Here is a 23611-nt window from a genome sequence, read left to right as displayed (position 1 = left end):
GCCTTGCCTTCCAGAGCCAATATCGAATAATTGGCCTCATGAACCACGACGTCCCACCCGGTGGACGTATATCCGGCTTCAGACTGGCCCGACTGCTCGGCGAGTGGCGTCGCCGCGGCGCGCGCCAGGGTTCCGCCGACCTCGCGGCGGCCATCCGGATGCTCGTCCTCGACGGCCGGCTCCCCGCCGGCACCCGGCTGCCCGCCGAACGCGAACTGGCCGAAGCGCTCCCGGTCAGCCGCACCATGATCACCGCGGCGCTCGACCAACTGCGCGAGGAGGGGCTGGTCGCCAGCCGGCGCGGGGCGGGGTCGTGGATCAGCCTGCCCACCGGCTCGCTGGGCATCGTCCCGGACACCCCGCTGCTCGGGCACAGCATGGTCGACTTCGCCCGCGCCGCGCCGCCCGCGATCCCGGGCCTCCTCGCCGCGTTCGACACCGTCCGGCTGCGCCTGCCCGAACAGCTCGCCGACCACGGCTACTACGAGCACGGGCTGCCCGACCTGCGCCGCGCCATCGCCGACCGGTACGCCGCCCGCGGCCTGCCCACCACGCCGGACCAGATCATCGTCACCAGCGGGGCCCAGCACGCCCTCGCGCTGGCGTTGCGCCTGCTCACCGGGCCGGGCGACCGGGTGCTGGTCGAGCAGCCCAGCTACCCGAACGCGCTGGACGCGATCAAGGCCGTGTCCGCGATCCCGGTGCCGGTGGCCATGACGTCGACCGGCTGGGACCTGCCCGGCATCGCCGCCGCCCTGCGCCAGGCCGCGCCGCGCATGGCCTACCTGGTGCTGGACTTCCAGAACCCGACCGCGCACCGGCTCGACGCCGAGGGCCGCGCCGAACTGGCCGACATCGCCCGCCGCGCCCGCACCCCGCTGGTGATCGACGAGACCGTGGTCGAGCTGGACCTGGACGGCGACCCGCTGGCCGGCCCGCCGCCGATGGCCGCCTACGCCGAGGACATGGTGATCACGCTCGGGTCGGCCAGCAAGGCGTTCTGGGGCGGGCTGCGGGTCGGCTGGATCCGGGCGTCCGTCGAGGTCGTGCACCGGCTGGTGTCCACCCGGACCGCGCTGGACCTGGGGTCCGCCGTGATCGAGCAGATGGTGCTGGCTGAACTGCTCGCGGACCCGGACCGGGTGCTGGCCGAACGCCGGGCGCTGCTGGCCACCCAGCGGGACGTGCTGATGGCTGGGCTGCGCGAGCACTGCCCGCGGTGGCGGTTCCGGCGGCCGGCGGGCGGGCTCAGCGTGTGGTGCGAGCTGGACGCCCCGATCAGCACGCGGGTCGCGGTGGTGGCGCAGAACCACGGCGTCCGGCTCGCCCCCGGCTCCCGGTTCGGCCCGCACGGCGGGTTCGAGCGGTGGCTGCGGCTGCCGTACGTGCAGCCGGCGGACGTGCTGCGGGAGTCCGTTCGGCGCTTGGGCCTGGTCGCCGCGTCGGTGGCCGGGACGAACGTGGCCGGCGAAGCCGACGCCACCGTGCCCGTGGCCTGAACCGCTCCCCTGTGGTGCGCCCGCCGCCGGGTTCCCGGCGCAGCCCCTCGGTGGGCCGGGAACCCGGCGGCGGAAACCTTTGGACCTGCGGCGGGGACGCTCCAGGGATGGCGTCCCCGGCCGCAGGTTCCTCTGGGACCCCGTCGCCGCAGGGGCAGTGCGACGACGGGGTCGTGCCCGCTCCTGCCGGGGCGCGGTCGGCAGGACGGGAAGCCTGGGGGTGGTGCGATGGGGGATGGGTGACGTGCGGGAACGGCCCTGTGCCGGAGTGCGCCCGTGCCGGCGCGGACTTCCGGGCGTGCTGACGGCAGACGGGTCCCGCGTAACTCAGTCGGGTGACGTGCTCGGCAGGCCGGGGACGCTGCCGGGGGTGCGCCAGTCGTCGCGCTGCTGGACCCGCCAGAAGGTGGGCGGCGCGAATCTGTCCTGGCCGGTCGACGACGCGATCACGCCACCGCGGTGGCCGTTGGACCCGTCGTGGCCGCTCGCCGACGCCGAGGTCGGGGCGGTGGGCGCGGGCGCCTGCTGGGGAGCGGGCGTCGGCGTGAAGGGTTGCGGGTTCTCCCAGGTGGGAGTGGTGGCGTCCGGTTCGGTGACCGTCAGCCGGAGGGTGGTCTGGGGTGCCGGGTCGTCCTCGGGGACGGCCTGCGGCGCCGGTGGTTCCTCCGCGGGTGGTGGCGCGAGCGCGGCCAGGCGGGCGGCGGCCTTGGCCACGACCTTCGCCTCGTACTGCTCGGCCGGCATCGCGTTGGAGATCGACTTGGGTGCGACGGTGCTGTGCGAGCCACCGGTGTGGCTGTACTCGACGTCCTCGCGGTCGTCCTGGTGGACCGGGACGACCTGGTCCTCGTCCTCGTTCTCGTCGGGTTCCCGGTAGGTGGGCATGTCGATGGGCGCCGGCACGTCCATCGGCGCGGCGTGCGCCGGGAGGGTGACGTGCGCGGGGAGGTCGAGGGGTGCGCGCTCGGTGAGCGCCACCACCAGGGCCGTCGTGGCCGTCTGCTGCTGTTCCAGGGCCAGGTTCACCGCGTCGAGTGGGTTCGACACCACGTCCGGGTGGTCCTGCTCGTCGGCCGCCGCGACCCCGCTGCAGAGCAGCCAGGCGACCGCCGCGAACCCGCCCACGGCGAGCGCCCGGAGCAGCAGCGATCCACTGCGGCGCGCCGCGTCGGGGACTGCCACTGGAGATCACCACCGTTCCGGGTACGGCGAACGGGACGGACCGTTCGAGGTCGACGTTCTGCTATGTCTAGCACTGGTCACCGCATTTTCGAACGATATGCCACGGAACCCACTCGGAAGGGCGGTGCCGTGCGGCTGTCCGGGTTGTCGCGCCCGTCCGTGAACACCGTCCGTCGTGTTCAACGGATCGTGTGACCGCCGATGTCCGGAGTGGACGGAGAATCGAACGACTCTCGCGTTCAGACCGTGTCACGCGACGAACCACCGGGTGGCGGTGTCGGGTGCGTCCTCTTGGCGCAGCAAGAACTTCAGCGGTCCGGCGGGGATGTGGTCGAGGTGGAAGAAGCCGCCGGGGCCGAGGTCGGTGGTGCGGGTTCCGGTGGGCCAGCGGACGTGCAGTGTCGTGCCGGTGCGCGCGAAGCCGGTGACGTGCAGGCCTTCGAGCGCGGGTTCGAGGACCACGTCCAGGGCGGTGAAGCGGAGTGTTCGAGTGGAGCCGGTGCCGGAGGTGTGTGCGCCGGTGGTGTGCGCGGAGTCGGTGATCAGTCGCGTCAGGACCGCTGGGGTGCGCGCGGCGAGCGCGGCTCGGGCTTGTGCGACAACGGTTGGCGGGACGGGGTCGGCGCGGTCGAGGAGTTCGGCCAGGCGGGCCAGCAGGTCCTGGTCGGACAGGTCGATGGCGGTGGTCATCGGATGGCCTCCGAGGTCAGGCGGCGGCGCAGGGTGGTCAGGCAGCGGTGGCGGGTGGGGCCGAGGCTGTTCCTCGGGATGCCTGTGGCTTCCGCCAGTCGGGTGAACGTCAGGTCGGGTGCGTGGGCGATCAGGTGCAGCAGGTCGCGGCACTTGGCGGGGAGGGTTCGGTAGGCGCGCCACAGGCGGGTGCCGGTGTCGGTGGCCTCGGCGGCGTCCTCCGGCGTCGGCGACCGGTCGGGCAGGCGCAGGTCGGCCGGTTCCTCGCGGGACCTCGTGCGCAGCAGGGCCAGGCACTCGCGGCGGGCGGTGGTGACCAGCCACGCGGTGAGGCGGTCGGGGTGGCGGATCGCGGTCAGGTTCTCGGCGAGGATCAGCCAGGTGGCCTGGGTGACGTCGGCGGCGTCGTCGCGGGTCAGCCGGAACGACCTGGCCACCGCCCACACCAGGCGCAGGTGCCGGCGGACGAGTTCACGCCAGGCCGCGTGGTCGCCCCGGTGGGCCAAGGCCAGGAGCGCGGCGTTGGTTCGATCTTGCATGTTCCACGTGAGGAACGCCCGGCCCGGCGGGATACCCGGCGCCGCACGATGGTGTGGATCTTGGAACTGGCCCTGCGATTCCGGCGTCTACGGGCGGTTTCACTCGGTTCTGAGGCTGGCCGGGCGGATCGCGTGGCGCAGCGCCGGGACCGTGCACAGCGCGACGATCAGCACGACCGCCGCCGCGCTGCCCACCGTGGTCCCCAACTCGGCCCAGTCCAGGCGGAACAACGCCGTGGGGACGACCAGCCACGCCGCGCCCAGGCCGACCGGGATGGCCAGGGCGATGCCCAGCGCGGTCGGGATGGCGAACTGCCACAGGGCCGCGGCGGCGAGCGTGCGGCGCGGGACGCCGTTGGCCGCGAGCACCGCGGTGTGCCGCCGCCGCTCCCACACCTGGTCCACGGCCGCGGCCGCCAGGCCCACCACGGCCAGCAGGACGAGCAGCGCCGAGCCGCCGATGACCCCGCTGCGCAGGGACGTGAACAGCTCGACCTGGCCCACCCGCGCGGTCGCCCACAGCACCACCGCGCGGTCCACCCGGCCGGTCGCGGCGAGCAGCCGGTCGCCGAAGCCCCGGTCCGGCGGGCCGACCACGACCAGGTCCGAGGGCTGCACCGACTCCAGCACCGGGTCCGCGCCGCTCGCCACGAACAACGCCTGCGCGGTGCCCGGTACCTCGCGGTGCTGCGGCACGACCCACGTCAGCGCGCCGACCGCGAGGCGCGTGCCCGGCCCGGGGATGCCCGTGGTGCCGGCCGTGCGGTAGGCGGCACCGGGGACGCAGTCGTCGACCTTGAGGCGGTCGGCGAGTTCGGCGCAGTCCGTGCTGATCACCTGGACGGTCAGCTCGCCGCGCGGCTGCAGAGTGCGCACCTCGCTGACCCGCCGCACGCCGCCGACCAGCGCGATCGCCTCCTCCAGCGACCGCACCGGGGTGTGCTCGCCGACGTTGAGCACCCACCGGTGGGGTTCGGCGCGGGACTCCAACTCGGAGGCGGCCGTGACCTGCGTGGCGACACCGAGCAGGACCTGGAGCGTCAGCGAGCCGGTGAGCACGACGACGACCCCGGCCAGCACGCGCGGCGTGCCCGCGTCGAACCGCAGGCCGCGCACGGCGAGCATCGGCGCGACGGCCTCCGGCTGCAAGCGGTCCGCGACCCGCCCGACCAGCCACGGCAGCACCGCCCCGGTGCCCGCGAGGACCAGCCCGATGCCCGCGCCCAGCCCGACCGCCGTCGCCGAGTCGGCCAGGACCTCGTCGAACGACCCGACCGCCGAGACCGTCAGCAGCACCGCCGCGCCCGCGCCGAGCAGCGCGAACCGCCACCAGGCCCGCCGGGCGGGCGTCTGCGCGGCCCGGTGCAGCCCGAGCGGCCCGATGTCGACCGTGCGCAGCGCGACCAGCGCCGACACCACCGCGACGACCGGCACCCCGACCGCGATCAGCGCGCCGAGCAGCGGGTCGGGCAGCAGGTCGGTCGGGTAGAACCCCACCCCCTCGACCTCGATGAACCGGGCCAGCGGCCGTGCCGCGAAGAACAGCGCGACCCCGACGAGCAGCCCGAGCACCGCCCCGGTCAACGTCTCCCCGCTCGCGATCCGCCGGACCTGGCCGCGGCTCGCCCCGACCAGCCGGATCGCGGCCAGCCGCCGGTCCCGCCCGGTCGCGCCGAGGCGGGTGGCGACCAGGACGAAGATGCCCAGGGGCACGAGGAGCGCCCCGATCGCCGCGATCACCAGCAGCCGGTAGGCGGGCAGCAGGGTCGACCCGGGCCGGTCGCCGCCGAACCCCTCGACCGGGGTGGCGTCGGCGGCGTGGACGTCCGCGAGACCCGCGTAGAACAGCAGTGACTTGGGGCGCGGCAGCCCCGCGTCGGCGATCACCCCGATGACCCGTTCGGGGAACCGGGCGCGCACCGAGTAGTCGGTCTGGATCAGGTCCAGCAGCTCGGGCGACACCACCACCTCGCCGGGCTGCGGCAACCGCCCGACCCCCGGCGGCACCGGCGCGCCGGCCCGGGTCGCGGCCACCTCCACCCCGACGATCCGCCGCCCCTGCCAGGACACCACGACGTCCCGGACCCGCAGCGGAGCGTCGTCCCCGCCCGCGACCGGCGCGGCGGCCCGAACCCGCTCCGACTTCGCCTCCCGGGCCGGCCCCACGGAGGCCGCGAGCAGCAGCGCGACCACACCGAGCCCGACCCCGGCGGCGGTGAGCGCCAACCTGGCCCACGAGGTCCGGCTGCCCCCGACAGCCAGTCGGACCCCGAGGACCAGGTCGGCCACCCACCTCGCCCGGGCACCGGCGGCACCGCCGGCCACCGGGCGAGCCTCTTCGACCACCGAACAACCCCCCACACCGATGAAGACGCACCGAAGCCCGATCAGGTGGCCGCGCACCGGCGAACCGCCTCCACCAGAACGCCGACCACCCCGGATGCGTTGCACCCGGAGCCGGTCACTCCGAGCGGAGGCCGAGCGCGCCGGTGGCCCTGCGCAGGGACGGCAGGGTCAACGCGGTCACCACGGCGACCAGGACCGCCGCGGCCGTGCTGAGGATCGCGATGCCCGCCCAGTCCATGACGATCGGCTGGGACACGATCCGCAGCAGCAGCACCGCCAGGCCGCAGCCGACCGCGATGGAGATCACCAGCGCGAGGACCAGCGGGACGGCGTTCTGCCACAGCAGCGACCGGCCCAGCGCGCCCCTCGGGACACCGCTCGCCGCCAGGACGGCCAGCGGGCGGCGGCGTTCGCGGACCTGTTCCAGCGCCAGCACCAGCAGGCTGGCGCCGGCCAGCAGCAGGGTCACCAGGGAACCCGCGAGCAGGCCCTGCCGGATGCTCTGGAACTGCTTGATCCGCTCGCTCGGGTCGGTGACGCCGTAGTAGTACGAGTACGTCCGCCAGGTCAGCGCCCCCATGGCGTTTCGCACGTGTTCGACGATGTCCTGCTGCTTCGGGTCGACCTTCACGAGGACGGTGAGGCGGGACAACGGGAAACCGAGGTCCCGCACGGCACCCGGGGTCAGCAGCAGGCCCTGGTGGGCGTGCTCCTTCAGCTGCGCGGGCGGACCGACGCGGGTGTACCGGGGGATCGTCCACTGTGGACCGACGCGTTCCTCGCGGCCGAACCTCTCGACGAGAATGACCCGGTCGCCCGGCTCCTCGTGCTCCAGGTCGGCCGGGTCGCGGTAGCCGCCCTCGTCGTACATGTAGAACGCGTCGCCGTCCGCGCAGCTCGGCAGCGTGGCCTGGGTGGCGAGCGCCTCGCACGACGCGACGAGCGCGGACTGGTGGTTGTCCTCGCCGGGGAACTTGTACTGCAACGTCCACATCGGGTGCACGCGCTCCACGCCCGCGGCGCGCTCGATCAGGCTGGTGGCACTGGCGACGTCCTCCGGCGGTGCGTCCGCCAGGCTCACCATGAGCCGCGTGCGGTCGGCCTGGTCGACGGGTCGGTCCACGACCTTGCTCTCCGCGCTGGCCAGCACGGACTGCAACGCGATCCCGCCCGCCAGCACGACCGCCACCCCGCCGACCACGCGCGCCGCCGTGCCGCTCTCCAACTGGAGCCTGCGGATCGCGAGCTGCCACGACGGCGCACCACCGCGCAACCGCCCGACCGCGCTCTCCACCACCCACGGCAGCAGCAGCGGGATGCTCAGCAGCAGCGAGAGGATGCCGACGACCACGACGACCGTGTTCCCGTCCGCCTCCGAACCGCCCATCGCCTCGGTCTGGCTGAGCAGCGCCGCCGTGCCGACGAAGATCGGGATCGTGCGCCACCACATCACCCGCCGCACCGGCTTGGCCCGCCGCACCACGCCGAGCGGCTCGATCACGGTGCGGCGCATGGCGATGATCGACGTGACCACGGCCAGCACCGGCACCAGCACGCCGATCAGCACGACCAGCCACGGGGTCGGCGCCATGTCGCTGACGAACACGCTGACGCCCATCAGCGTCACGTGCTCGACGAACTGCCGCGCCACCAGGAACAGCCCGGTGCCGACCGCCAGCCCGGTGAACGCGCCCAGCAGCGCCTCACCGGCGGCGATCCGCCGCACCCGCTGCGCCCCCGCGCCGACCAGCCGCAACGCGGCGAGCCTGCGGTCCCGCTCGGCGCCCGCGAGCCGGGTGCTGATCCCGACGAACACCAGCACCGGGAACAGCAGCGCCACCACGCCGATCGTGATCAGCAGGGACAGGATCGGGTCCAGTTCGCGGTCCTGCCGCTCGCCGCCGAAGGACACGATCGCCAGGTCCGGTTCCCGCGGCACCGACACGTCGCCCGCGATGAACATCAGGTCGTCCGGCGAGTTCAAGGCGGCCTGCCCCATCACCCCCACGCGCCGCTGCGGGAACCGCTCGCGCAACAACTCGCCCGCGGGCGAGTCGAGCAGCTTCGCCAGCTCGGGGGAAACCACGACCTCACCGTCGCCGGGCACCCTCGACAGACCCGGCGGAACCGGCGCGCCCGGCCCGGTGGCGACGACGAACCGGCCGTCGATCCCCCGGCCGCGGAACTCGGTGAACCACCGCCGCTCGTACAGGACGTCCTGACCGGGCTCGGCCTTGCGCTGCACCGCCGACGCCGCTGCCCGGCGCTCCTCGCGCGACTCCAGGACCGAGGGCACGGAAGTCGCCGTGAGCAGCACCGCGACCCCGACGCCGATGCCCGCACCGGTCAGCGCGAGCCGAACCCACGACGTGCGCCCGCCGCCCATCGCCAGCCGCACACCCAGGAGCAGGTCCGAGAACCAGAGCTTCACCGCGACCTCCCCCAGCGCAGCGGTGACCTCATCGGACCGGCTCCACTTCCCGGGACCGGCCGTCGCGCACCACGACCTCGCGGTCCGAGTACGCGGCGACCCGCGGCTCGTGGGTGACCAGCACGACCGCCGCGTTGGTCTCCTTCGCCGCCGTCGTGAGCAGTTGCATGACCCGTTCGCCGTTCAGCGAGTCCAGCGCCCCGGTGGGTTCGTCGGCGAACACCACCCGCGGCCCGGTGACCAGCGCCCGCGCCACGGCCACCCGCTGCCCCTGCCCGCCGGACGTCTCACCCGGCCGCTTGTCGGCCACGTCGGCGACCTCCAGCCGCTCCAGCCACGACCGCGCCCGCGACTCGGCCTCCTTGCGCTTGACCCCGCCGAGGCGCAGGGGGAGGGCCACGTTCTCCAGGCAGCTCAGTTCGGGCACGAGCTGCCCGAACTGGAAGACGAACCCGAAGTCGGTGCGCCGCAACTCGCTGCGCTCCCCGTCGGCCATCGCGCTCAGCTCGACGTCCCGGTAGCGGACCACGCCGGAGTCCGGCGTGAGGATGCCCGCCAGGCAGTGCAGGAGGGTCGACTTGCCCGATCCGGACGGCCCCATCACGGCCACCACCTCGCCCGGGCGGACGCTCAGCCCGGCCCCGTCCAGCGCGGGCGTGGGCCCGAACGACTTGCGCAGGTCCACGGCTTCCAGCAGCGCGCTCACCGGACCACCTCCGACAGCTGGCCCAGGCGCGCGGCGGTCAGTTCGAGCCAGCGCAGGTCGGCTTCGAGGTGGAACAGGGCGTGGTCGCAGATCAACTGGTCGACCAGGTCGCCCTCGGCCTTGCGCCGGGTCAGCTCGCGCATGGTGCGCAGGTGGGCGGACCGCTGCACGTCCAGCACCTCGTCCGCGCTGCGACCGGACAGCAGCGCGAGGACGACCTTGGCGTAGAGGGTGTTCTGGAGGTAGGGCTCGGGTTTCTCCGGCGTGCCCAGCCACTGCACCACATCGGTGACACCCGCATCAGTTATCGCGTACCGCTTCCGCTCCGGACCGTCCCCGGCCTCGACCCCGGCCTCCTCGACCAGGCCGTTGCGCAGCAGCCGGGACAGGGTCGTGTAGACCTGCCCGTAGTGCAGCGGCCGGTCGTGGCCGAAGCGCTCGTCGTAGGCCTTCTTCAGGTCGTATCCGTGCGAGGGACCCTTCTCGAGCAGGCCCAGCAGGGTGTGTCCGATCGACATGCGGTCGACTATACACACTATGTATACACCGGGTTCATAGCCTGATCGGCGGTCGCCCGGTCGGGCAAAACGGCTAACCGGCCAAAATCAGTTGACGGTTACTTCGCCACATCGGGACGCCTCGACGCCTACAGTGGAGGGGTGACTGGTCTGGCGGCCGGCTGGGACCACGCGGCTCTCGCGCAGGGTCGAGCCGGCGATGCGGAACACGATGTGGAGCTGCTGCTCGCTTTCCTCAACACCCGAGACGTCGAACTGGGCACGGACGTCCTCGACGACGCCGCAGCCTGGCGGACGTGGGTCGCCGAACGGGGCCTCGGCGACGTGGGCGACCTGGCGCAGGCCCGCGCCGTCCGCACCACGCTCCGGGCATCTCTGGGTGAGCGGTCCGAACGACTGGACGGCCCTGCCCCTGCCGCGGGTCTGATCCGGGTCGACCTGAGCCACGGTGTGCCGATGATGTCGAGCGAGGACGCCCTGGGGGCGGTGCTCGGCGCGGCGGCGCGGCTGGCGGTGCTGGGGTCGTGGGAGCGGTTCAAGATCTGCCAGGCGGAGGGCTGCCTGTGGGCGTTCTTCGACCGTTCCCGGAACAGGTCGCGGATGTGGTGCTCGATGCAGGTGTGCGGGAACCGCGAGAAGGCGCGCAACTGGCGGGAACGACGCGCGCTCAGCGTTTCGTAGCGCGCGGCGGGGTTCCTGGGCGGGCGCGGCTGCGGTTCCGCGCGGGCGGGCGCGGCTGCGGTTCCGTGGGCAGGCGCGACTCGGTTCGGTGGCCGGGCGGGGTTGGGTTCCGTGGGCGGGCGTGGCTCGGTTCGGTGGCCGGGCGGGGCTGGTTCCGTGGCAGGCGCGGCGGAGTTCGGGCGCGGGCGCGGCTGGTTTCGTAGCGCGGGGCCGGTTTCGCGGTGCGGCGGGATCGGGCGGGGCCTGGCAAGGTGATCGGCCGTGTCACTTCGGGCGTTCCGCCCACCCACCCCCACCCAGGCCACCTCGCACAAGCCCCAACCGCACCCGCCTTCGGCGGGGCCGCCTGCGGCGGCCGGCACGGCCGGCTTCGCCGGGCCGTGCCCCCGAGCGCGCAGCGCTCGGGCCTGCGCGCGAAGCGCGCTTGGCGCGCCCCGCGCGCCTGGCTTGTGCCAGGGGGCCTGGGAGGAAGTGGTGGGCGGAACGCCCAACGCGAGACAACCCCCCGCCCCACGCTCCCATGCCCAACGTCCGTGCCCACCGCCCGCGCCACACCCCATGCCACAGCCCGAGGCCCTCGCCCGCGCGCCGCACCCCCCGCCGCCGCAACCTGCCCACCGCCGCAACCCCGCACCACATCCCGAGGGCCGCCGCACCCGCGCGCGTCACACCACGAACTGGCCCACCGTGTAGATCACCAAGCCCGCCAACGCGCCCACCACCGTGCCGTTGATCCGGATGAACTGGAGATCCCGCCCCACCTGCAACTCGATCTTCCGCGACGTCTCCTCGGCATCCCACCGCTCCACCGTGTCCGTGATCAACGTCGTGATCTCGTGCCGGTAGTTCGACACAACGTGCCCCGCCGCGCCCTCCAGCCACCCGTCGACCTTCGCCCGCATCGTCTCGTCGTCCACCAAGCGCCGCCCAAAGGACATCAACCCCTCGCGCACCCGCTTGCGCAGCTCGGACGAAGGGTCCTCGGCCGCCGTCAGCAGCATCCCCTTCGCCGTCCCCCACGCTGACCCGATCAGGCGTTGCACGTCCGGGTGGTCGATCACCTGCTGCTTCACGTTCTCCGCGCGCTGCATGGTGGCCGGGTCGTGCTGGAGGTCCGCCGCGAACTCGATCAGGAAGTGGTCCACCGCCTGCCGCATCGGGTGGTTGACGTCGGTCTTCACCGCCCACGCGAAGTTCAGCAGCTCCGAGTACACCTTGTCCGCCAGCAACGAGTCCACGAACTTCGGCGACCACGTCGGCGCCCGGTCCGACACCACGGTCATGACCCGGTCGTAGTTGTCCCGGACCCAGTCGTAGGCGCGGTCGCACACCAGGTCCACCAGCTTGTGGTGCGCCCCGTCGGTCAGCACCTGGCCGAGCAGCTTGCCCAGCGGCGGTCCCCACGGCTGGTCGGTCAGCCGGCGCACCACCGCCTGCTCGACGATCGCCTGGACGTCGTCGTCCCGCAGCACGGTGACCGCGCCCTTGATGACGTTGGCCAGCTCGGACGTCACCCGCTCGGCGTTGTCCGGCACCGACACCCACGCCCCGACCCGCCGCGCCACGCCCACCCGGCGCAGCTTGTCCTTGACCACGTCCTCGGACAGGAAGTTCGTCCCGACGAACGACCCGAGCGCGTCGCCGAAGGTGTTCTTGCGGGTCGGGATGATCGCCGTGTGCGGGATCGGCAGCCCCAGGGGCCGCCTGAACAGCGCGGTCACCGCGAACCAGTCGGCCAGGGCGCCGACCATCCCGGCCTCGGCCGCCGCGCGCACGTACCCGATCCACGCGGGTCCGCCGTCCTCGAAGACCAGGGCCACCAGGAAGATCGCCGTCGCCGCCAGGAAGAACCCGGTGGCGACGAGCTTCATCCGGCGCAGGCCCGCGCGCTTGAGCTGGTCAGCGGCCGTCAGTTGCTCCACGACGCCATTGTCCGTGAAGATTCGGCGTTGTGCGGGAACCAGCGCTTGTCACCAGGATGCGGCCGTTCACCTCGACGATCTTCGCGGAGATGACCGCGTTGGCGGTGCGCACCGGGGCGGTGAACCTCGGGCAGGGCTTCCCGGACACCGACGGCCCGGCCGGGATGCTGGCCGTGGCGAAGGAGTCGATCGACGGCGGCCTCAACCAGTACCCGCCCGGCCCCGGGATGCCCGTGCTCCGGCAGGCCATCGCCGAGCACCGCGCGCGGTACGGGACGGAGTACGACCCGGACACGGAGATCCTGGTCACCGTGGGTGCCACCGAGGCCATCGCCGCCTCCCTGCTCGCACTCGTCGAGCCCGGTGACGAAGTCGTGCTGATCGAGCCCTACTACGACTCGTACGCGGCTTGCGTGGCGCTCGCGGGCGGGACGCGCCGGTCGGTCGGCCTGGTGGAGGAGCCCGGCACCGGTCGCCTGGGCCTGGACGTCGAGGCCCTGCGCGCCGCGATCGGTCCCCGCACGAAGGCGATCCTGGTCAACACCCCGCACAACCCGACCGGCACCGTGCTGAACCGGGCCGAGCTGGCGGAGATCGCCCGGCTGTGCGTCGAGCACGACCTGGTCGCGATCACCGACGAGGTGTACGAGCACCTGGTCTTCGACGACCTGGAGCACGTGCCGCTGGCGTCCCTGCCGGGGATGCGGGAGCGGACGGTCGCGATCTCGTCGGCCGGGAAGTCGTTCAACTGCACGGGCTGGAAGATCGGCTGGGTGTGCGCGCCGGCGCCGCTGGTCGGGGCGGTGCGGGCGGCCAAGCAGTTCCTCACGTTCGTCGGCGGCGCGCCGTTCCAGCCGGCTGTCGCGCACGCGCTGCGGCACGAGCTGGAATGGGTCGAGGAGCTGCGGACCTCGTTGCAGAACAAGCGCTCCCGCCTGGCCGAGGGCCTCACCGAAGCCGGCTTCGCGGTGCGCCCCTCCGAAGGCACGTACTTCATCACCGCCGACGTCCGCCCGCTCGGTTTCCACGACGGTCTGGAACTGTGCCACGCGCTGCCGGAGCGCATCGGCGTGGCGGCGGTTCCGGTGCAGGTCTTCACCGATCACCCGGAGAAGTGGCAGCACCTCGTGCGGTTCGCGTTCTGCAAGAAGGACGAGGTCCTGGACGAAGCCATCCGCCGCCTGCACAAGCTAAACGTCTGACGGCACCTCCGCCCGGGCGCCCGCCAGCCGCTCCTGCACCAACGCGTGCCGGAACTGGTAGCAGGCGCCCGCCTGCCGCAGCACGCCCAGCTTCCGCGCGTCCTCCAGGAACACCATCAGCTCCCAAGGCAGCTTCCCGCGCACCGCCAGCCAGATCCGCGCCACCGTGAACCACCACCACCGCAAGTGCAGCACCGACAGCGTGAACCCCAGCATCAGCCCGCTGGCCAGCCCCAACCCGACCATCCCGGACTGGTGCGGCCCGAACACCAGCCCCGCCGCCGCGCCGAACACCACGGCCAGCACCAGGGACCCGGTCCACACCGCCACCCGGTCCCGCGCCATCGTCCACTTCGGACTCGACGGGTGGGTCAACTCCGCGCTGTCCGCCAACGCGAACCGCAGCGCCACGGCCACGCCCAACCCCAGCCCGACCACCAATCCCGCCGACAACCCGTACAGGGCACCGAAAACCAGCCCGAGAGCCGTCCCCAGCACCCCGCTCACCACCACCAAGCTCCGCCACACACCCAAGCGCGGCTTGGGTTCCCGCGTACCGGAGGCGTGCAACGCGGCGACCGCGACGAGCAACCCGGCCGCCAAACCCGTCCACGGCGCGAACTTCGGCGAACTCGCGTAAGCCATCAGCCACGCCACGCCCACCCCGCCGATCGTGCCCAACGCCAGCGCCCCCAACAGCGCCAGCCACGTCCCGTTCACCGAACGCCGCACCCGCCACCACGCGATGTCCGCCATCCCGGCCTCCCGCGCCAGGAACGCCAGCCAGCGCCGCGCCTTGTCCCGCGGCCACACCTGGCTCGCCCGCGCCTGGTGCGCCGCGCCCCGGTCGCCGAACGCGCCGTCGACCAGCGCGTCCACCAGGTGGTCCTCGATCGCCCGGCGGTCGGGGAAGCGGCCCCGGTCGAGCAGCTCGCTGGGTTCGCCGTGCGCGTAGACGACTCCCGCGAGCCACACCGCGAGCGGGGTGGACAGGGCGTCCGCCAGACGGCCGTCCGGCTCGTCGCGCAGGTGCAGGAAGATCGGTTCCCAGCGGGCCGCGGTGAGCGGGTCGGCGCGGGCGCGCAGGTAGCCCGCGATCTCCTCGTGGTCGAGGGGTTGCAGTTCCACCACGTCCGCCGCCGGCACCACCGCGCCCAGCTCGGCGAACTCGTCGAACCGGCTGGTCAGCACCAGCGGCGACGACTTCGGGAAGGCCCGGTTGATCCGCTCCAGCGCCTCCGCCCGCTTCGCGCGCGGGATCCGGTCCAGCCCGTCCAGCACCGGGAACACCCGCCGCTGCTCGATCAGCAGGTCCGCCGCGTAGCTGCCGTACAGCTCGGTGTTGCGCAGCGCCGGGTGGTCCTCGTAGAGCCGGTGCGTCATCCAGGTCCGCACGTCCTCCACGTCCGGGTCCCACGTGGACAGCGGCAGCAGCACGGGCACCGGGCCGTCGACGCGGCGGTCGAGCAGGCCGATGGTCAGCAGCATCGCCACGGTGCTCTTGCCGGACCCGGCCTCGCCGAGGAACACCATCCGCCGGTCCCGCTCGAACGCGCCCACCACGGCGTCGCTGCGCCCCGGCCGGCCCTGCGCGGAACTCCAGTGCAGGTCGAGCAGGCCGTCACCGAGGCCGCGGGCGCGGCACTCCTCGGTCCACTGCGCGTGCAGGGCCTTGGCGAGCGCGTCCACCGCCGCGTCGAGGTTGTCGTCGGTCGCCAGGCCGGCCGCGCGCCGGCGGTGCAGCCACGGGTCGAACGCGGCGAGGAACGCGAGGAACCCGACCGCCAGCCCGGACAGCCACAGGTCGGGGTCGATGCCGTAGTCGGTGACGAACAACCCGGCCGCCGCGAGCAGGGCGGCCAGGACACACCCCACGAGCACGGCGCGTTGGCGAAATCGGGACACGGAGGCATCATGACCCACCCGTCACCCCTGGTGGTGACGCGGTCACCCCCGTGTCGTGCGTACGCTCGGGTGTGTGACCTGTCCCAAGTGCCAGCAGGAGATGCGCACCATCACCCGAGGGTCGGTGCACGTCGACCAGTGCGACAACTGCAAGGGCGTCTTCCTCGACGGCGGTGAGCTGGAGCAGATCATCGCGGCCGAGCAGGCGCACTACGACGCGCAGCCCCCGGCCTACCAGGACGAGCCGGGCGCGCCGCCACCCGCCTACCAGGGCCCGACCGACGCGCCTGCGGCCCACCAGGGATCGCCCGCGTACCCGACCGGCGCGCCTCCGGCCTACCAGGGCCCGACCGGCGCGCCCCCGGCGTACCAGGCGCCGCCGCCGTACCCGGGCCAGCCCGGTGTGCCGCCCGCCCAGCCGGGCATGCCACCCACCTACCAGCCGGCGCCGGGCACCCCCGCCGGTCCGCCGCCCCCGGCCTACCCGGGCGGCTACCAGGACTACCGGCACCACCCGCAGCGCCGCCGCCGCAGCTTCCTGGAGGAGCTGTTCGACTGAAGACCCAGGCGCCGAACCCCCGGCCCCGAACCCGGCCGTCAGATCGGCCAGGTGCGGGTGGAGCCGTCGAGGGCGAAGTGCTGCTCGTCCCGCGTCGCCGTGAAGGTGAAGTGCTGGCGGCGCGGGCGGCCGAGGTTGCGCCAGGCCCGGTAGGCCTCCTCGGCCAGCGTCCACAGCTCGCGCGGACCGCCCTGGTCCACGACCGAGCCCCGGTGGCGCACCCACGAGCCGTCCGGGTGCGCCAGCCGGACCGGGTCGAAGGCGACGACCACGTCCGGCAGCGCCAGGCCCGCGAAGAACTCGAAGCCCGACACCGGGTCCACCACGGTCCGCGCGGGCAGCGGCGTGGTGCGGGTCGTCGTCGCGGGGGCGTGCGCCGCGTCCTCCAGGGCCTGGTCCGCCCAGGCGTTGTTGTGCGCCCGCAACGGCATGAACCGGCCGTCGTCGAGCAGGACCCGGCCGGTCGCCACGCCGTCGCGCACCACCAGCCGCACCAGGCCCGCGCCCAACGCCCGGTTGAACGTCGTCACGATCACCCCGCCCGGCTCGACCTGGTCCAGCCACGCCACCGGCACCCGCGACACCGCGCACGTCCCCAGCACCCGCGAGTACGGCGCCCGCCCCGGGAACCCCAGTTCCCCGTCGGACGCGGAGCAGTGCGGCCGGTAGCCCGCGGTCTCCAGCGCCGCCACGGCCCGCGCCAGCACGCCCGGGTCCACGTCCACCGAGGTCACCGCCGCGTCCCCGAGCACGTGGCACAGCAGGGCCGCGTTGTACCCGGTGCCCGTCCCGATCTCCAGGACGGTGTCCCCGCGCCGCACGTCCAGCGCCTCCAGCATGATCGCCATGATCGTCGGCATGCTCGACGAGCTGGTGGGTACACCGTGCACGGGGCCGGACCCGAGTGCTTGCTCCCACGCCGCGTCCGACCCGTCCAGCTGGGTCACGCACACCTGGTTCCGGTAGACCAGCGACAGGTGCTCCGGCGCGTCGGAGGTGACCGCCCGCCACGTCCCGCCGGGGCCGGGCGCGAAGAAACCCGACAGGAAGACATCCCGCGGTACCTCGCGAAACGCCGCGATCCAGCGGGGATCGGCGAGCACGCCGCCGGCCACGAGCGAGTCGACCAGCTCGTCGCGGAGGTTCGCCGCCGGGTCCACCGCCCCACGGTAGCGCTGTGGGCGAGCCCACGTCCGGTTTGCTAGCAGGGCGCTTGCAACTGCTAGCACCCGCGCGTACCGTCGAACCCGGAACGAGGAGGTGCCGCGAGGCGTGGACAAGTCCATCGACAAGGCGGTCGCCGACCTGGGCCGCGACATCGGCGAGTACATCCGCCAGCAGCGCAACACCGCCAAGATCTCGTTGCGCCAACTGGCGAAGCTCGCCGGGGTGTCCAACCCTTACCTCAGCCAGATCGAGCGGGGCCTGCGCAAGCCGAGCGCGGAGATCCTCCAGCAGATCGCCAAAGGGCTGCGGATCTCGGCGGAAGCGCTGTACGTCGAGGCCGGGATCCTGGAACAGCGCGCGGGCGGCGCGCTGGCCGACGCCATCGTCACCGCCCCGGACCTGACCGAGCGGCAGAAGCAGGTGCTGCTCGACGTCTACGAGTCGTTCCGGCGGGAGAACGCCGCGAAAACCACAGACCACACCGAGGAGTGAGTGATCTCCATGCCGAACCTGCCCACCACCGAGGAACTCCGCAAGGCCGGCGAGCAGGCCGTGGCCGCCGCCCGGACGCCGCTGCTGGCCGCCCTGGGCGCCGGTGACCTGGCCGCCAAGGCCGTCATCGAGGCGCTGAACAAGGCCAAGGAGCGCGTCGAGGCGAGCAAGAACGCCGCCGAGTCGACCGACTTCTCCGGCCTGAAGGAGAAGTTCGACCCGGCCGAGCTGCGCAAGGTCGTCGACGCCTACACCCAGTCGGCGCTGAACCTGTACCAGTTCCTGGCCGAGCACGGCCAGGAGGCGCTGGACAAGCTCAAGGCGCAGCCGCAGGTGCAGAAGGCCCTGCACCAGGTGGAGGAGGCCGTCGAGACCGCGCAGAAGCGCACCGGCACCGCCGCGACCGAGGCCCGCGAGCTGGCCGACGACGTCCTGGGCAAGGTCACCCGCCGCACCCGTTCGGTCGGCGAGAAGGTCGCGAGCGACGTGGACGAGGCGAGCGAGAAGCTGGCCGAGACGGTCGTCGAGGTCGGCGGCGACGTGGCGCACGAGGTCCGCAGCACGACCCGCAAGGCCGCGAACCGCACCGCCGCCGCGCGCACCCAGCCGGCCCACAAGCCCGCCACCACCCGTTCCACCACGACCAAGAAGCCCGGCACCACGAAGTGATGACCCGAGGTCACGGGGCGTTCCGCACGGGGACGCCCCGCTTCGGCTGTACGCCGCCACCGCGCAGCACGTAGCCTGGGTGTCGTGTTGTTCCCCATCCCGGCCCTCGACGTGTCGTACCTCGACATCTGGGTGATGTTCCTGGCGTACTACGCCGGGCTGATCACGGGTGTTTTCGCGTTCGCGCACGCCCTGTCCCAGCGGGCGGACGCCTTCACCGCGGCGGAACGGCTCACCAAGCCCGCCTGGCTGGGCATCACCGGCGGCGGCCTGTTCGCGCTGCTGCTGTTCAGCCTCGCCGGTCCCGGGCTGATGTTCTGGCTCGCGGGCCTGGTGGCGGTCATCGTCTACATCGTGGACGTGCGGCCCCGCCTGATCGAGGTCCAGCGCGGCCCGCGGTGGTGACCCACCGGACCTACGGGTCCGGAACACCGGTCACCCTCGTCGGCCACGGCCTCGGCGCCACCCCCGGTGAGGCGCGCCTGCCCACGTCCGGGCTGCGCGGGACGAAGGTCGTCGTCACCCTGCCCTCGCACGGCGAGGCGCCGGACGCCCCGCCCGGCTACTGGGACTACCGCCGCATCGCCGCCGACCTGAAGGCGGTGGCACGGGAAACCGGTGCCACGCAGGCCATCGGCGTGTCCCTGACCTCGGCGGCCCTGATCTCCCTGCTGGCCGACGAGCCCGACGCGTTCGAGAAGGTCGCCCTCCTCCTCCCGGCCGTCCTCGACGAACCCCGCCGCCTCCTGGCCCGCGAGTTCGCGATCACCGTCATCGGCGGCCCACCGGAGTACCAGGCCGAACGCCGCCAGGCATTCACCCGGTTGGATGACGCACTGGCCGAACTGCCCGGCAAGACCGCCGTCCCCGACCGCACCCTGCTCGAAGCCGTGCGGATTCCCGTACTGGTCGTGGGCGCGACCCGGGACCCGCTGCACCCCGAGCACATCGCCAAGGAAACCGCCGCCGCGCTCCCGAACGGGCGACTGGAACTGGTCCCGTCGTGGCTGACCCACCGCGCCGACGTCCGCGGGTGGTTGGTCGACTTCCTGCACGGGTAGCCGAACGGCATGGCCGAACAGAAGAAGATCGCATTCCTGGTCGACACGGAGGGCATCGAACAGGTCGAGCTGACCGACCCGTGGGCCCACGTGGAGAAGGCCGGCGCCGTCCCCCGACTGCTCGCCCCGAAACTGGGCCAGGTCCAGGCCTTCGAACACCTCACCCCGGCCGACGAGTTCGACGTGGACGTCCCCTTCGCCCACGCCGACCCCGCGGATTACGACGGCGTGGTGGTCCCCGGCGGCGTGGCGAACGCCGACTTCCTGCGCATGGACAAAGACGCCGTGCGCTTCGTGAAGGCCCACGTGGCCGCCGGAAAACCCATCGCCGCGATCTGCCACGGCCCGTGGCTGCTGGTCGAGGCGGACGTCGTGCGGGGGAAGCAGCTCACGTCCTTCGCCAGCCTGGCCACCGACATCCGCAACGCCGGCGGCCAGTGGGACGACCTGGAGGTGCAGGTCTGCCACCGCTCCGGCTGGACCCTCGTGACCAGCCGAACCCCCGACGACCTGCCCGCGTTCAACCGCGAAGCCCTGAAGGCCTTCGGCCTTTAGATCCCCACGCTCAGAGCCGGGAGGAGGCGTAGGCGGCGATCGCGTCGCGAACCCACTCGGCGAACCCCTCCGCGTGCGCGTCGAACTGCACCTTGAAGTCCGGCGCGTCGACGTACAGCTGCCCCAAGCCCGTGTACGACTCCCGGTTGGGCGTCCAGCTCAGCAGGATCCACCGGTAGTGCCGGTCCGTCACCTCCTGCGCCTCCGGCGAATCCGGCGCCGCACCCGCGTCGAACAGCTCGCCGAACGCCTTGGCGATGGCCTGCCACTCCGCCGTGGACTTGTCGGCGTCGGCCTTGGTCCAGCCCTGCATCCGGCGCTTGCTCTCGTCGATGTGCTCCTGCGCGCCCTCGCCGTAGCGCTCGACCAGTTCCGCCTCGTAGCGGGCCTGGCGGTCGGCGTCGAAGCCGTCGAACAGCTCTTCCATCTTCATCGTGTGCTCACTCCCCTCCAGCTCCCTGATGGTCTTGGCGACGGTGTCGCTCAACCGGGCCAGGCGCTCCTGCTCCGCGCGCAGCCACCGCTGGTGGTTGCGCAGGACGTCGACCGTGCGGTGCCGGCCGTCCAGGACGTCGGCGACCGTGTCGAGGTTCAGCCCCAGGTCTCGCAGCAGCAGGATCTGCTGGAGCCGCAGCAGCTGTTCGCGCTCGTAGTACCGGTAGCCGTTGCTGCCGGTCCACGCCGGTTCGAGCAGACCGATCGAGTCGTAGTGCCGCAGCGTCCGCGACGTCACCTTCGACATCCGCGCCACCTCGGCGATCGACCAGGCCATCCCCGTCACCTCCCCTTGCTGGAACGACGGTAGAGGTTGACGTAACGTCAACGTCAAACCAACTTTCCGGCCCTCCACCCGCACGCGGCAAGATGGACGGCGAGGCGGCCGAGCCCACCACGGCGGAGCCGAGGCAAGATGGCACCGTGTGGACCATCGCCGGAACCCTGACCCCCGTCCCCGCCCTCGACCGGCTGGACCTGGTCGCCGCGCCCGTCGCCGACGCCCTGCGCGCCATGCCCGACGCCGGCCGCCTCGCGGTCAGCGAGATCGACCCCACCCTGGCCGACACCGCCGAGTTCTGCGCCCACTACGGCTCACCGCTGGAGGCGTCCGCGAACTGCGTGATCGTCGCGGGCAAGCGGGGTGACACCATCCGATACGCCGCCTGCGTCGTGCCGGCGACCACCCGCGCCGACGTGAACGGGGTCGTGCGGCGCCGGCTGGACGCGCGGCGGGCCTCGTTCGCGCCCATGGACGACGCGGTCCGGCTCACCGGCATGGAGTACGGCGGCATCACGCCGGTCGGGCTGCCCGCCGACTGGCCGGTCCTGCTGTCACCCGAGGTCGCCGCCGCGCCGGAGCTGGTGATCGGGAGCGGCATCCGGGGCAGCAAGCTGCTGGTGCCCGGCGAGGTCCTGGCCAAGCTGCCCGGCGCCGAAGTCCTGGAGGACCTGGCGCGTCAAGCGGGGTAACCGCGCAGGAACTCGACCGCTTCGTCCACGTCGTCCGTGACGAGGATCCAGCGCTCGGCCTCGCGCCCCGCCGCCAGCCGCCGCACGAGGGGCGCGGCCGGGACCTCGTTGACCCAGAAGTCCTCGCCCAGGAACACCATCGGCGCGGCCGGACCGACCGACCCGTAGTGGTTCTGGGTGTAGTCCTGGAAGACCTCCTGGACGGTGCCCGCGCTGCCCGGTGTGTACACGACACCGCCGGTGGCGACGGTCAGCAGGCCCTCCTCGCGGACCGAGTTGGCGAAGTACTTGGCGTGCAGCTCGCACGCGGGGTTCGGCGGCTCGTGGCCGTAGAACCAGGTCGGGATGCCGATCGTGCGCGGCCGGTCGAACGTCGGCAGGTCGGTCGGGCACGCGGCGATCCAGCGGCCGATGGACTCGGCGTCACCGCCGAACTTCGGCGCGCGCGCCAGGTCCTTGAGCACACCCTCGTCCACACCGACCCGGACCCCGAGCGGCACGGCCTCCATCGCGCCCGGCCCGCCGCCGGTGAGCACCGTGAACCCGGCCTCGCCCAGCCGCGCGCCCAGTTCGACCGCCCGCCGGTAGCCGGCCGTGTCGCGCCCCAACGCGTGCCCACCCATCACCGCGACCGGCGCGCCGCCCGCCTCACCGACCGACGCGCTGCCGCCGCGCATCCCCGCGGCCCGCGCGCCGTCCAGGACCTCGTCCAGCGCCTCCGTGATCGCGTGGTCGTGCAGCCGCTCGGCGAGGGCGTGCAACGGGTCCGGGTGGTGGCCCTGCTGCTTGCTGTGCCGGTAGATCCGGGCGTCCGGGGTGTCGGCGTACGACGCGGGACGCTCCGGGTCGAACCCGGTGAACAGCTCCGCCGGCGTGTACAGCGACGACCGGTAGACCTGGTACGGCACGTCCGGGATGTCCGGGAACACCAGCGCCCCGGCCGCGTCCGCCCGCCGCCGCGTCGCCGGCGACAGCACGCAGCCGAGGAACAGCGCGCCGTCCAGCGGCACCCGCAGGTCGTCGTCGCCCAGGTCGAGCCCGACGAGGACCGCGCCGCGCAGGTCGGCGGCGGCGCGAACCTGCTCCGCGGAGGTGATCTCGGTGCGCACGGCCGCAGCCTACTTCCGGACCCCGTCAACCCGACCGGTGCGCTAGAAGATCACCGTCTGGTTGCCGTGCACCAGGACCCGGTCCTCCAGGTGCCAGCGCAACCCGCGCGCCAGCACCACCTTCTCGATGTCCCGGCCCTTGCGGACCATGTCCGGGACCGAGTCGGTGTGGTCCACGCGGATCACGTCCTGCTCGATGATCGGACCCTGGTCCAGGTCCGCGGTCACGTAGTGGCAGGTCGCGCCGACCAGCTTCACGCCCCGGCTGTGCGCCTGGTGGTACGGCCGCGCGCCGACGAACGACGGCAGGAAGCTGTGGTGGATGTTCAGCGCCCGCCCCGCCCAGTCCGCGCACAGCTCCGACGGCAGGATCTGCATGAACCGCGCCAGCACCACGGCGTGCGGCTTGTGCGCGTCCACCAGCTGGCGCAGCTGCGCGAACGCCGCCTGCTTGCCCTCGGGGTCGTTCGGCGGGAACGGGACGTGGTGGAACGGGATGCCGTGCGCCCGCGTGATGCCCGCCAGGTCGGCGTGGTTGCCGATGACCGCCGCCACGTCCACGTCCAGCTCGTGCGAGGCGACCCGGCCCAGCAGGTCGTACAGGCAGTGGCCCTCCTTGGACACCAGGATCACCACGCGCTTGCGCTCGCCGGTGTCGCTGATCCGCCAGTTGGCGTTCCCGCCCAGCTCCCGCGCGACCTGCCCGAACCGGGCGCGCAGCTCCTCGGCCCCGAACGGCAGCGAGTCGGCGCGGACCTCCTGGCGGGTGAAGAACCAGTTGGTCGTCGGGTCGGTGTGGTAGGCGGCCTCGACGATCCAGCCGCCGTGCTCGGCCAGGAACGAGGAGATCCGGGCCACGATGCCGGTGCGGTCCGGGCAGCCGAAGGTGATCACGTAGCGTCGCTCTACCA

23 protein-coding genes are annotated in these 23611 nt (G+C 73.0%); 10 read left to right on the top strand and 13 right to left on the bottom strand.

All coding sequences use genetic code 11. The features are described 5' to 3' along the window. Positions 1 to 38 precede the first annotated feature (38 nt). Complete coding sequence (locus tag RIN75_RS00335) at positions 39 to 1499, top strand: PLP-dependent aminotransferase family protein (protein WP_309109682.1); 1461 nt, start codon at positions 39 to 41, stop codon at positions 1497 to 1499. Positions 1500 to 1826: 327 nt separating this feature from the next. On the opposite strand, the gene RIN75_RS00330 is transcribed toward RIN75_RS00335, so the two are convergent. The 7 genes from RIN75_RS00330 to RIN75_RS00300 all read right to left on the bottom strand — a co-directional run bounded on the left by RIN75_RS00330 (position 1827) and on the right by RIN75_RS00300 (position 9911). Next, positions 1827 to 2681, bottom strand: a complete 855-nt coding sequence (locus tag RIN75_RS00330; RefSeq protein ID WP_309109681.1) for a hypothetical protein — start codon at positions 2679 to 2681, stop codon at positions 1827 to 1829. A gap of 249 nt (positions 2682 to 2930) precedes the next feature. Continuing rightward, positions 2931 to 3371: a hypothetical protein gene (locus RIN75_RS00325; RefSeq protein ID WP_309109680.1), complete on the bottom strand. Its 441-nt coding sequence runs from the start codon at positions 3369 to 3371 to the stop codon at positions 2931 to 2933. Beyond that, positions 3368 to 3910 carry a sigma-70 family RNA polymerase sigma factor gene (locus tag RIN75_RS00320; RefSeq protein ID WP_309109679.1) on the bottom strand — a complete coding sequence of 181 codons (543 nt, stop codon included), beginning with the start codon at positions 3908 to 3910 and terminating at the stop codon, positions 3368 to 3370. Before RIN75_RS00320 ends, RIN75_RS00325 begins: the two co-directional genes overlap by 4 nt. Before the next feature lie 99 nt (positions 3911 to 4009). After that, on the bottom strand, positions 4010 to 6256 hold the full coding sequence (locus RIN75_RS00315) for an FtsX-like permease family protein (RefSeq protein WP_309109678.1): 2247 nt from the start codon (positions 6254 to 6256) through the stop codon (positions 4010 to 4012). Between the two features lie 115 nt (positions 6257 to 6371). Next, entirely contained in the window at positions 6372 to 8687 is a 2316-nt protein-coding gene (locus RIN75_RS00310) for an FtsX-like permease family protein (RefSeq protein WP_309109677.1), read from the bottom strand. A 28-nt stretch (positions 8688 to 8715) separates the two neighbouring features. Beyond that, the gene (locus RIN75_RS00305) at positions 8716 to 9393 is read right to left on the bottom strand and encodes an ABC transporter ATP-binding protein (RefSeq protein ID WP_309109676.1); all 678 of its coding nucleotides are present in this window, start codon (positions 9391 to 9393) and stop codon (positions 8716 to 8718) included. After that, complete coding sequence (locus RIN75_RS00300; protein WP_309109675.1) at positions 9390 to 9911, bottom strand: PadR family transcriptional regulator; 522 nt, start codon at positions 9909 to 9911, stop codon at positions 9390 to 9392. The genes RIN75_RS00305 and RIN75_RS00300 overlap by 4 nt, the downstream gene beginning before the upstream one ends. Positions 9912 to 10052: 141 nt before the next feature. Between RIN75_RS00300 and RIN75_RS00295 the strand changes: the two genes are divergently transcribed. After that, positions 10053 to 10592: a CGNR zinc finger domain-containing protein gene (locus RIN75_RS00295; protein WP_309109674.1), complete on the top strand. Its 540-nt coding sequence runs from the start codon at positions 10053 to 10055 to the stop codon at positions 10590 to 10592. A gap of 665 nt (positions 10593 to 11257) precedes the next feature. Here the strand turns inward: RIN75_RS00295 and RIN75_RS00290 are convergent. Beyond that, entirely contained in the window at positions 11258 to 12463 is a 1206-nt protein-coding gene (locus RIN75_RS00290; protein WP_309110411.1) for a DUF445 domain-containing protein, read from the bottom strand. An 80-nt stretch (positions 12464 to 12543) separates the two neighbouring features. Between RIN75_RS00290 and RIN75_RS00285 the strand changes: the two genes are divergently transcribed. Next, the gene (locus tag RIN75_RS00285; RefSeq protein WP_309109673.1) at positions 12544 to 13716 is read left to right on the top strand and encodes a pyridoxal phosphate-dependent aminotransferase; all 1173 of its coding nucleotides are present in this window, start codon (positions 12544 to 12546) and stop codon (positions 13714 to 13716) included. Here the strand turns inward: RIN75_RS00285 and RIN75_RS00280 are convergent. Continuing rightward, positions 13705 to 15621 (bottom strand): NACHT domain-containing protein, encoded by a 1917-nt coding sequence (locus tag RIN75_RS00280; protein WP_309109672.1) that lies wholly within the window; start codon positions 15619 to 15621, stop codon positions 13705 to 13707. The two genes, RIN75_RS00285 and RIN75_RS00280, sit on opposite strands and share 12 nt — an antisense overlap. Before the next feature lie 73 nt (positions 15622 to 15694). On the opposite strand from RIN75_RS00280, the gene RIN75_RS00275 reads away from it, so the two are divergent. Continuing rightward, positions 15695 to 16180, top strand: a complete 486-nt coding sequence (locus RIN75_RS00275) for a zf-TFIIB domain-containing protein (RefSeq protein ID WP_309109671.1) — start codon at positions 15695 to 15697, stop codon at positions 16178 to 16180. Between the two features lie 38 nt (positions 16181 to 16218). On the opposite strand, the gene RIN75_RS00270 is transcribed toward RIN75_RS00275, so the two are convergent. After that, positions 16219 to 17340: a protein-L-isoaspartate(D-aspartate) O-methyltransferase gene (locus tag RIN75_RS00270; RefSeq protein WP_309109670.1), complete on the bottom strand. Its 1122-nt coding sequence runs from the start codon at positions 17338 to 17340 to the stop codon at positions 16219 to 16221. 112 nt (positions 17341 to 17452) lie between these two features. On the opposite strand from RIN75_RS00270, the gene RIN75_RS00265 reads away from it, so the two are divergent. From RIN75_RS00265 to RIN75_RS00245, 5 genes are all read left to right on the top strand, one after another. Continuing rightward, the gene (locus RIN75_RS00265; protein WP_309109669.1) at positions 17453 to 17839 is read left to right on the top strand and encodes a helix-turn-helix transcriptional regulator; all 387 of its coding nucleotides are present in this window, start codon (positions 17453 to 17455) and stop codon (positions 17837 to 17839) included. Between the two features lie 9 nt (positions 17840 to 17848). After that, positions 17849 to 18508, top strand: a complete 660-nt coding sequence (locus tag RIN75_RS00260; RefSeq protein WP_309110410.1) for a hypothetical protein — start codon at positions 17849 to 17851, stop codon at positions 18506 to 18508. Between the two features lie 111 nt (positions 18509 to 18619). Then, complete coding sequence (locus tag RIN75_RS00255; protein WP_375295902.1) at positions 18620 to 18913, top strand: DUF2516 family protein; 294 nt, start codon at positions 18620 to 18622, stop codon at positions 18911 to 18913. Next, positions 18910 to 19569 carry an alpha/beta hydrolase gene (locus RIN75_RS00250; RefSeq protein WP_309109667.1) on the top strand — a complete coding sequence of 220 codons (660 nt, stop codon included), beginning with the start codon at positions 18910 to 18912 and terminating at the stop codon, positions 19567 to 19569. The genes RIN75_RS00255 and RIN75_RS00250 overlap by 4 nt, the downstream gene beginning before the upstream one ends. Before the next feature lie 9 nt (positions 19570 to 19578). Beyond that, positions 19579 to 20124, top strand: a complete 546-nt coding sequence (locus tag RIN75_RS00245) for a type 1 glutamine amidotransferase domain-containing protein (protein ID WP_309109666.1) — start codon at positions 19579 to 19581, stop codon at positions 20122 to 20124. A gap of 10 nt (positions 20125 to 20134) precedes the next feature. Here the strand turns inward: RIN75_RS00245 and RIN75_RS00240 are convergent, their stop codons facing one another. Then, on the bottom strand, positions 20135 to 20896 hold the full coding sequence (locus RIN75_RS00240) for a TipAS antibiotic-recognition domain-containing protein (RefSeq protein WP_309109665.1): 762 nt from the start codon (positions 20894 to 20896) through the stop codon (positions 20135 to 20137). A 92-nt stretch (positions 20897 to 20988) separates the two neighbouring features. On the opposite strand from RIN75_RS00240, the gene RIN75_RS00235 reads away from it, so the two are divergent. Further along, the gene (locus tag RIN75_RS00235; protein ID WP_309109664.1) at positions 20989 to 21591 is read left to right on the top strand and encodes a YbaK/EbsC family protein; all 603 of its coding nucleotides are present in this window, start codon (positions 20989 to 20991) and stop codon (positions 21589 to 21591) included. Here RIN75_RS00235 and RIN75_RS00230 read toward each other — a convergent pair. Together RIN75_RS00230 and purU are read right to left on the bottom strand one after the other, a co-directional pair. Then, on the bottom strand, positions 21579 to 22700 hold the full coding sequence (locus tag RIN75_RS00230; RefSeq protein ID WP_309109663.1) for a hypothetical protein: 1122 nt from the start codon (positions 22698 to 22700) through the stop codon (positions 21579 to 21581). The two genes, RIN75_RS00235 and RIN75_RS00230, sit on opposite strands and share 13 nt — an antisense overlap. A gap of 42 nt (positions 22701 to 22742) precedes the next feature. After that, positions 22743 to 23594, bottom strand: coding sequence for a formyltetrahydrofolate deformylase (gene purU / locus RIN75_RS00225; RefSeq protein WP_309110409.1), 852 nt, complete (start codon positions 23592 to 23594; stop codon positions 22743 to 22745). Positions 23595 to 23611 lie beyond the last annotated feature (17 nt).

The sequence above is a fragment of the Saccharothrix sp. genome, assembly GCF_031180885.1.
GTDB lineage: Bacteria > Actinomycetota > Actinomycetes > Mycobacteriales > Pseudonocardiaceae > Actinosynnema.
This window is presented reverse-complemented; position numbering and strand designations above follow the sequence as displayed.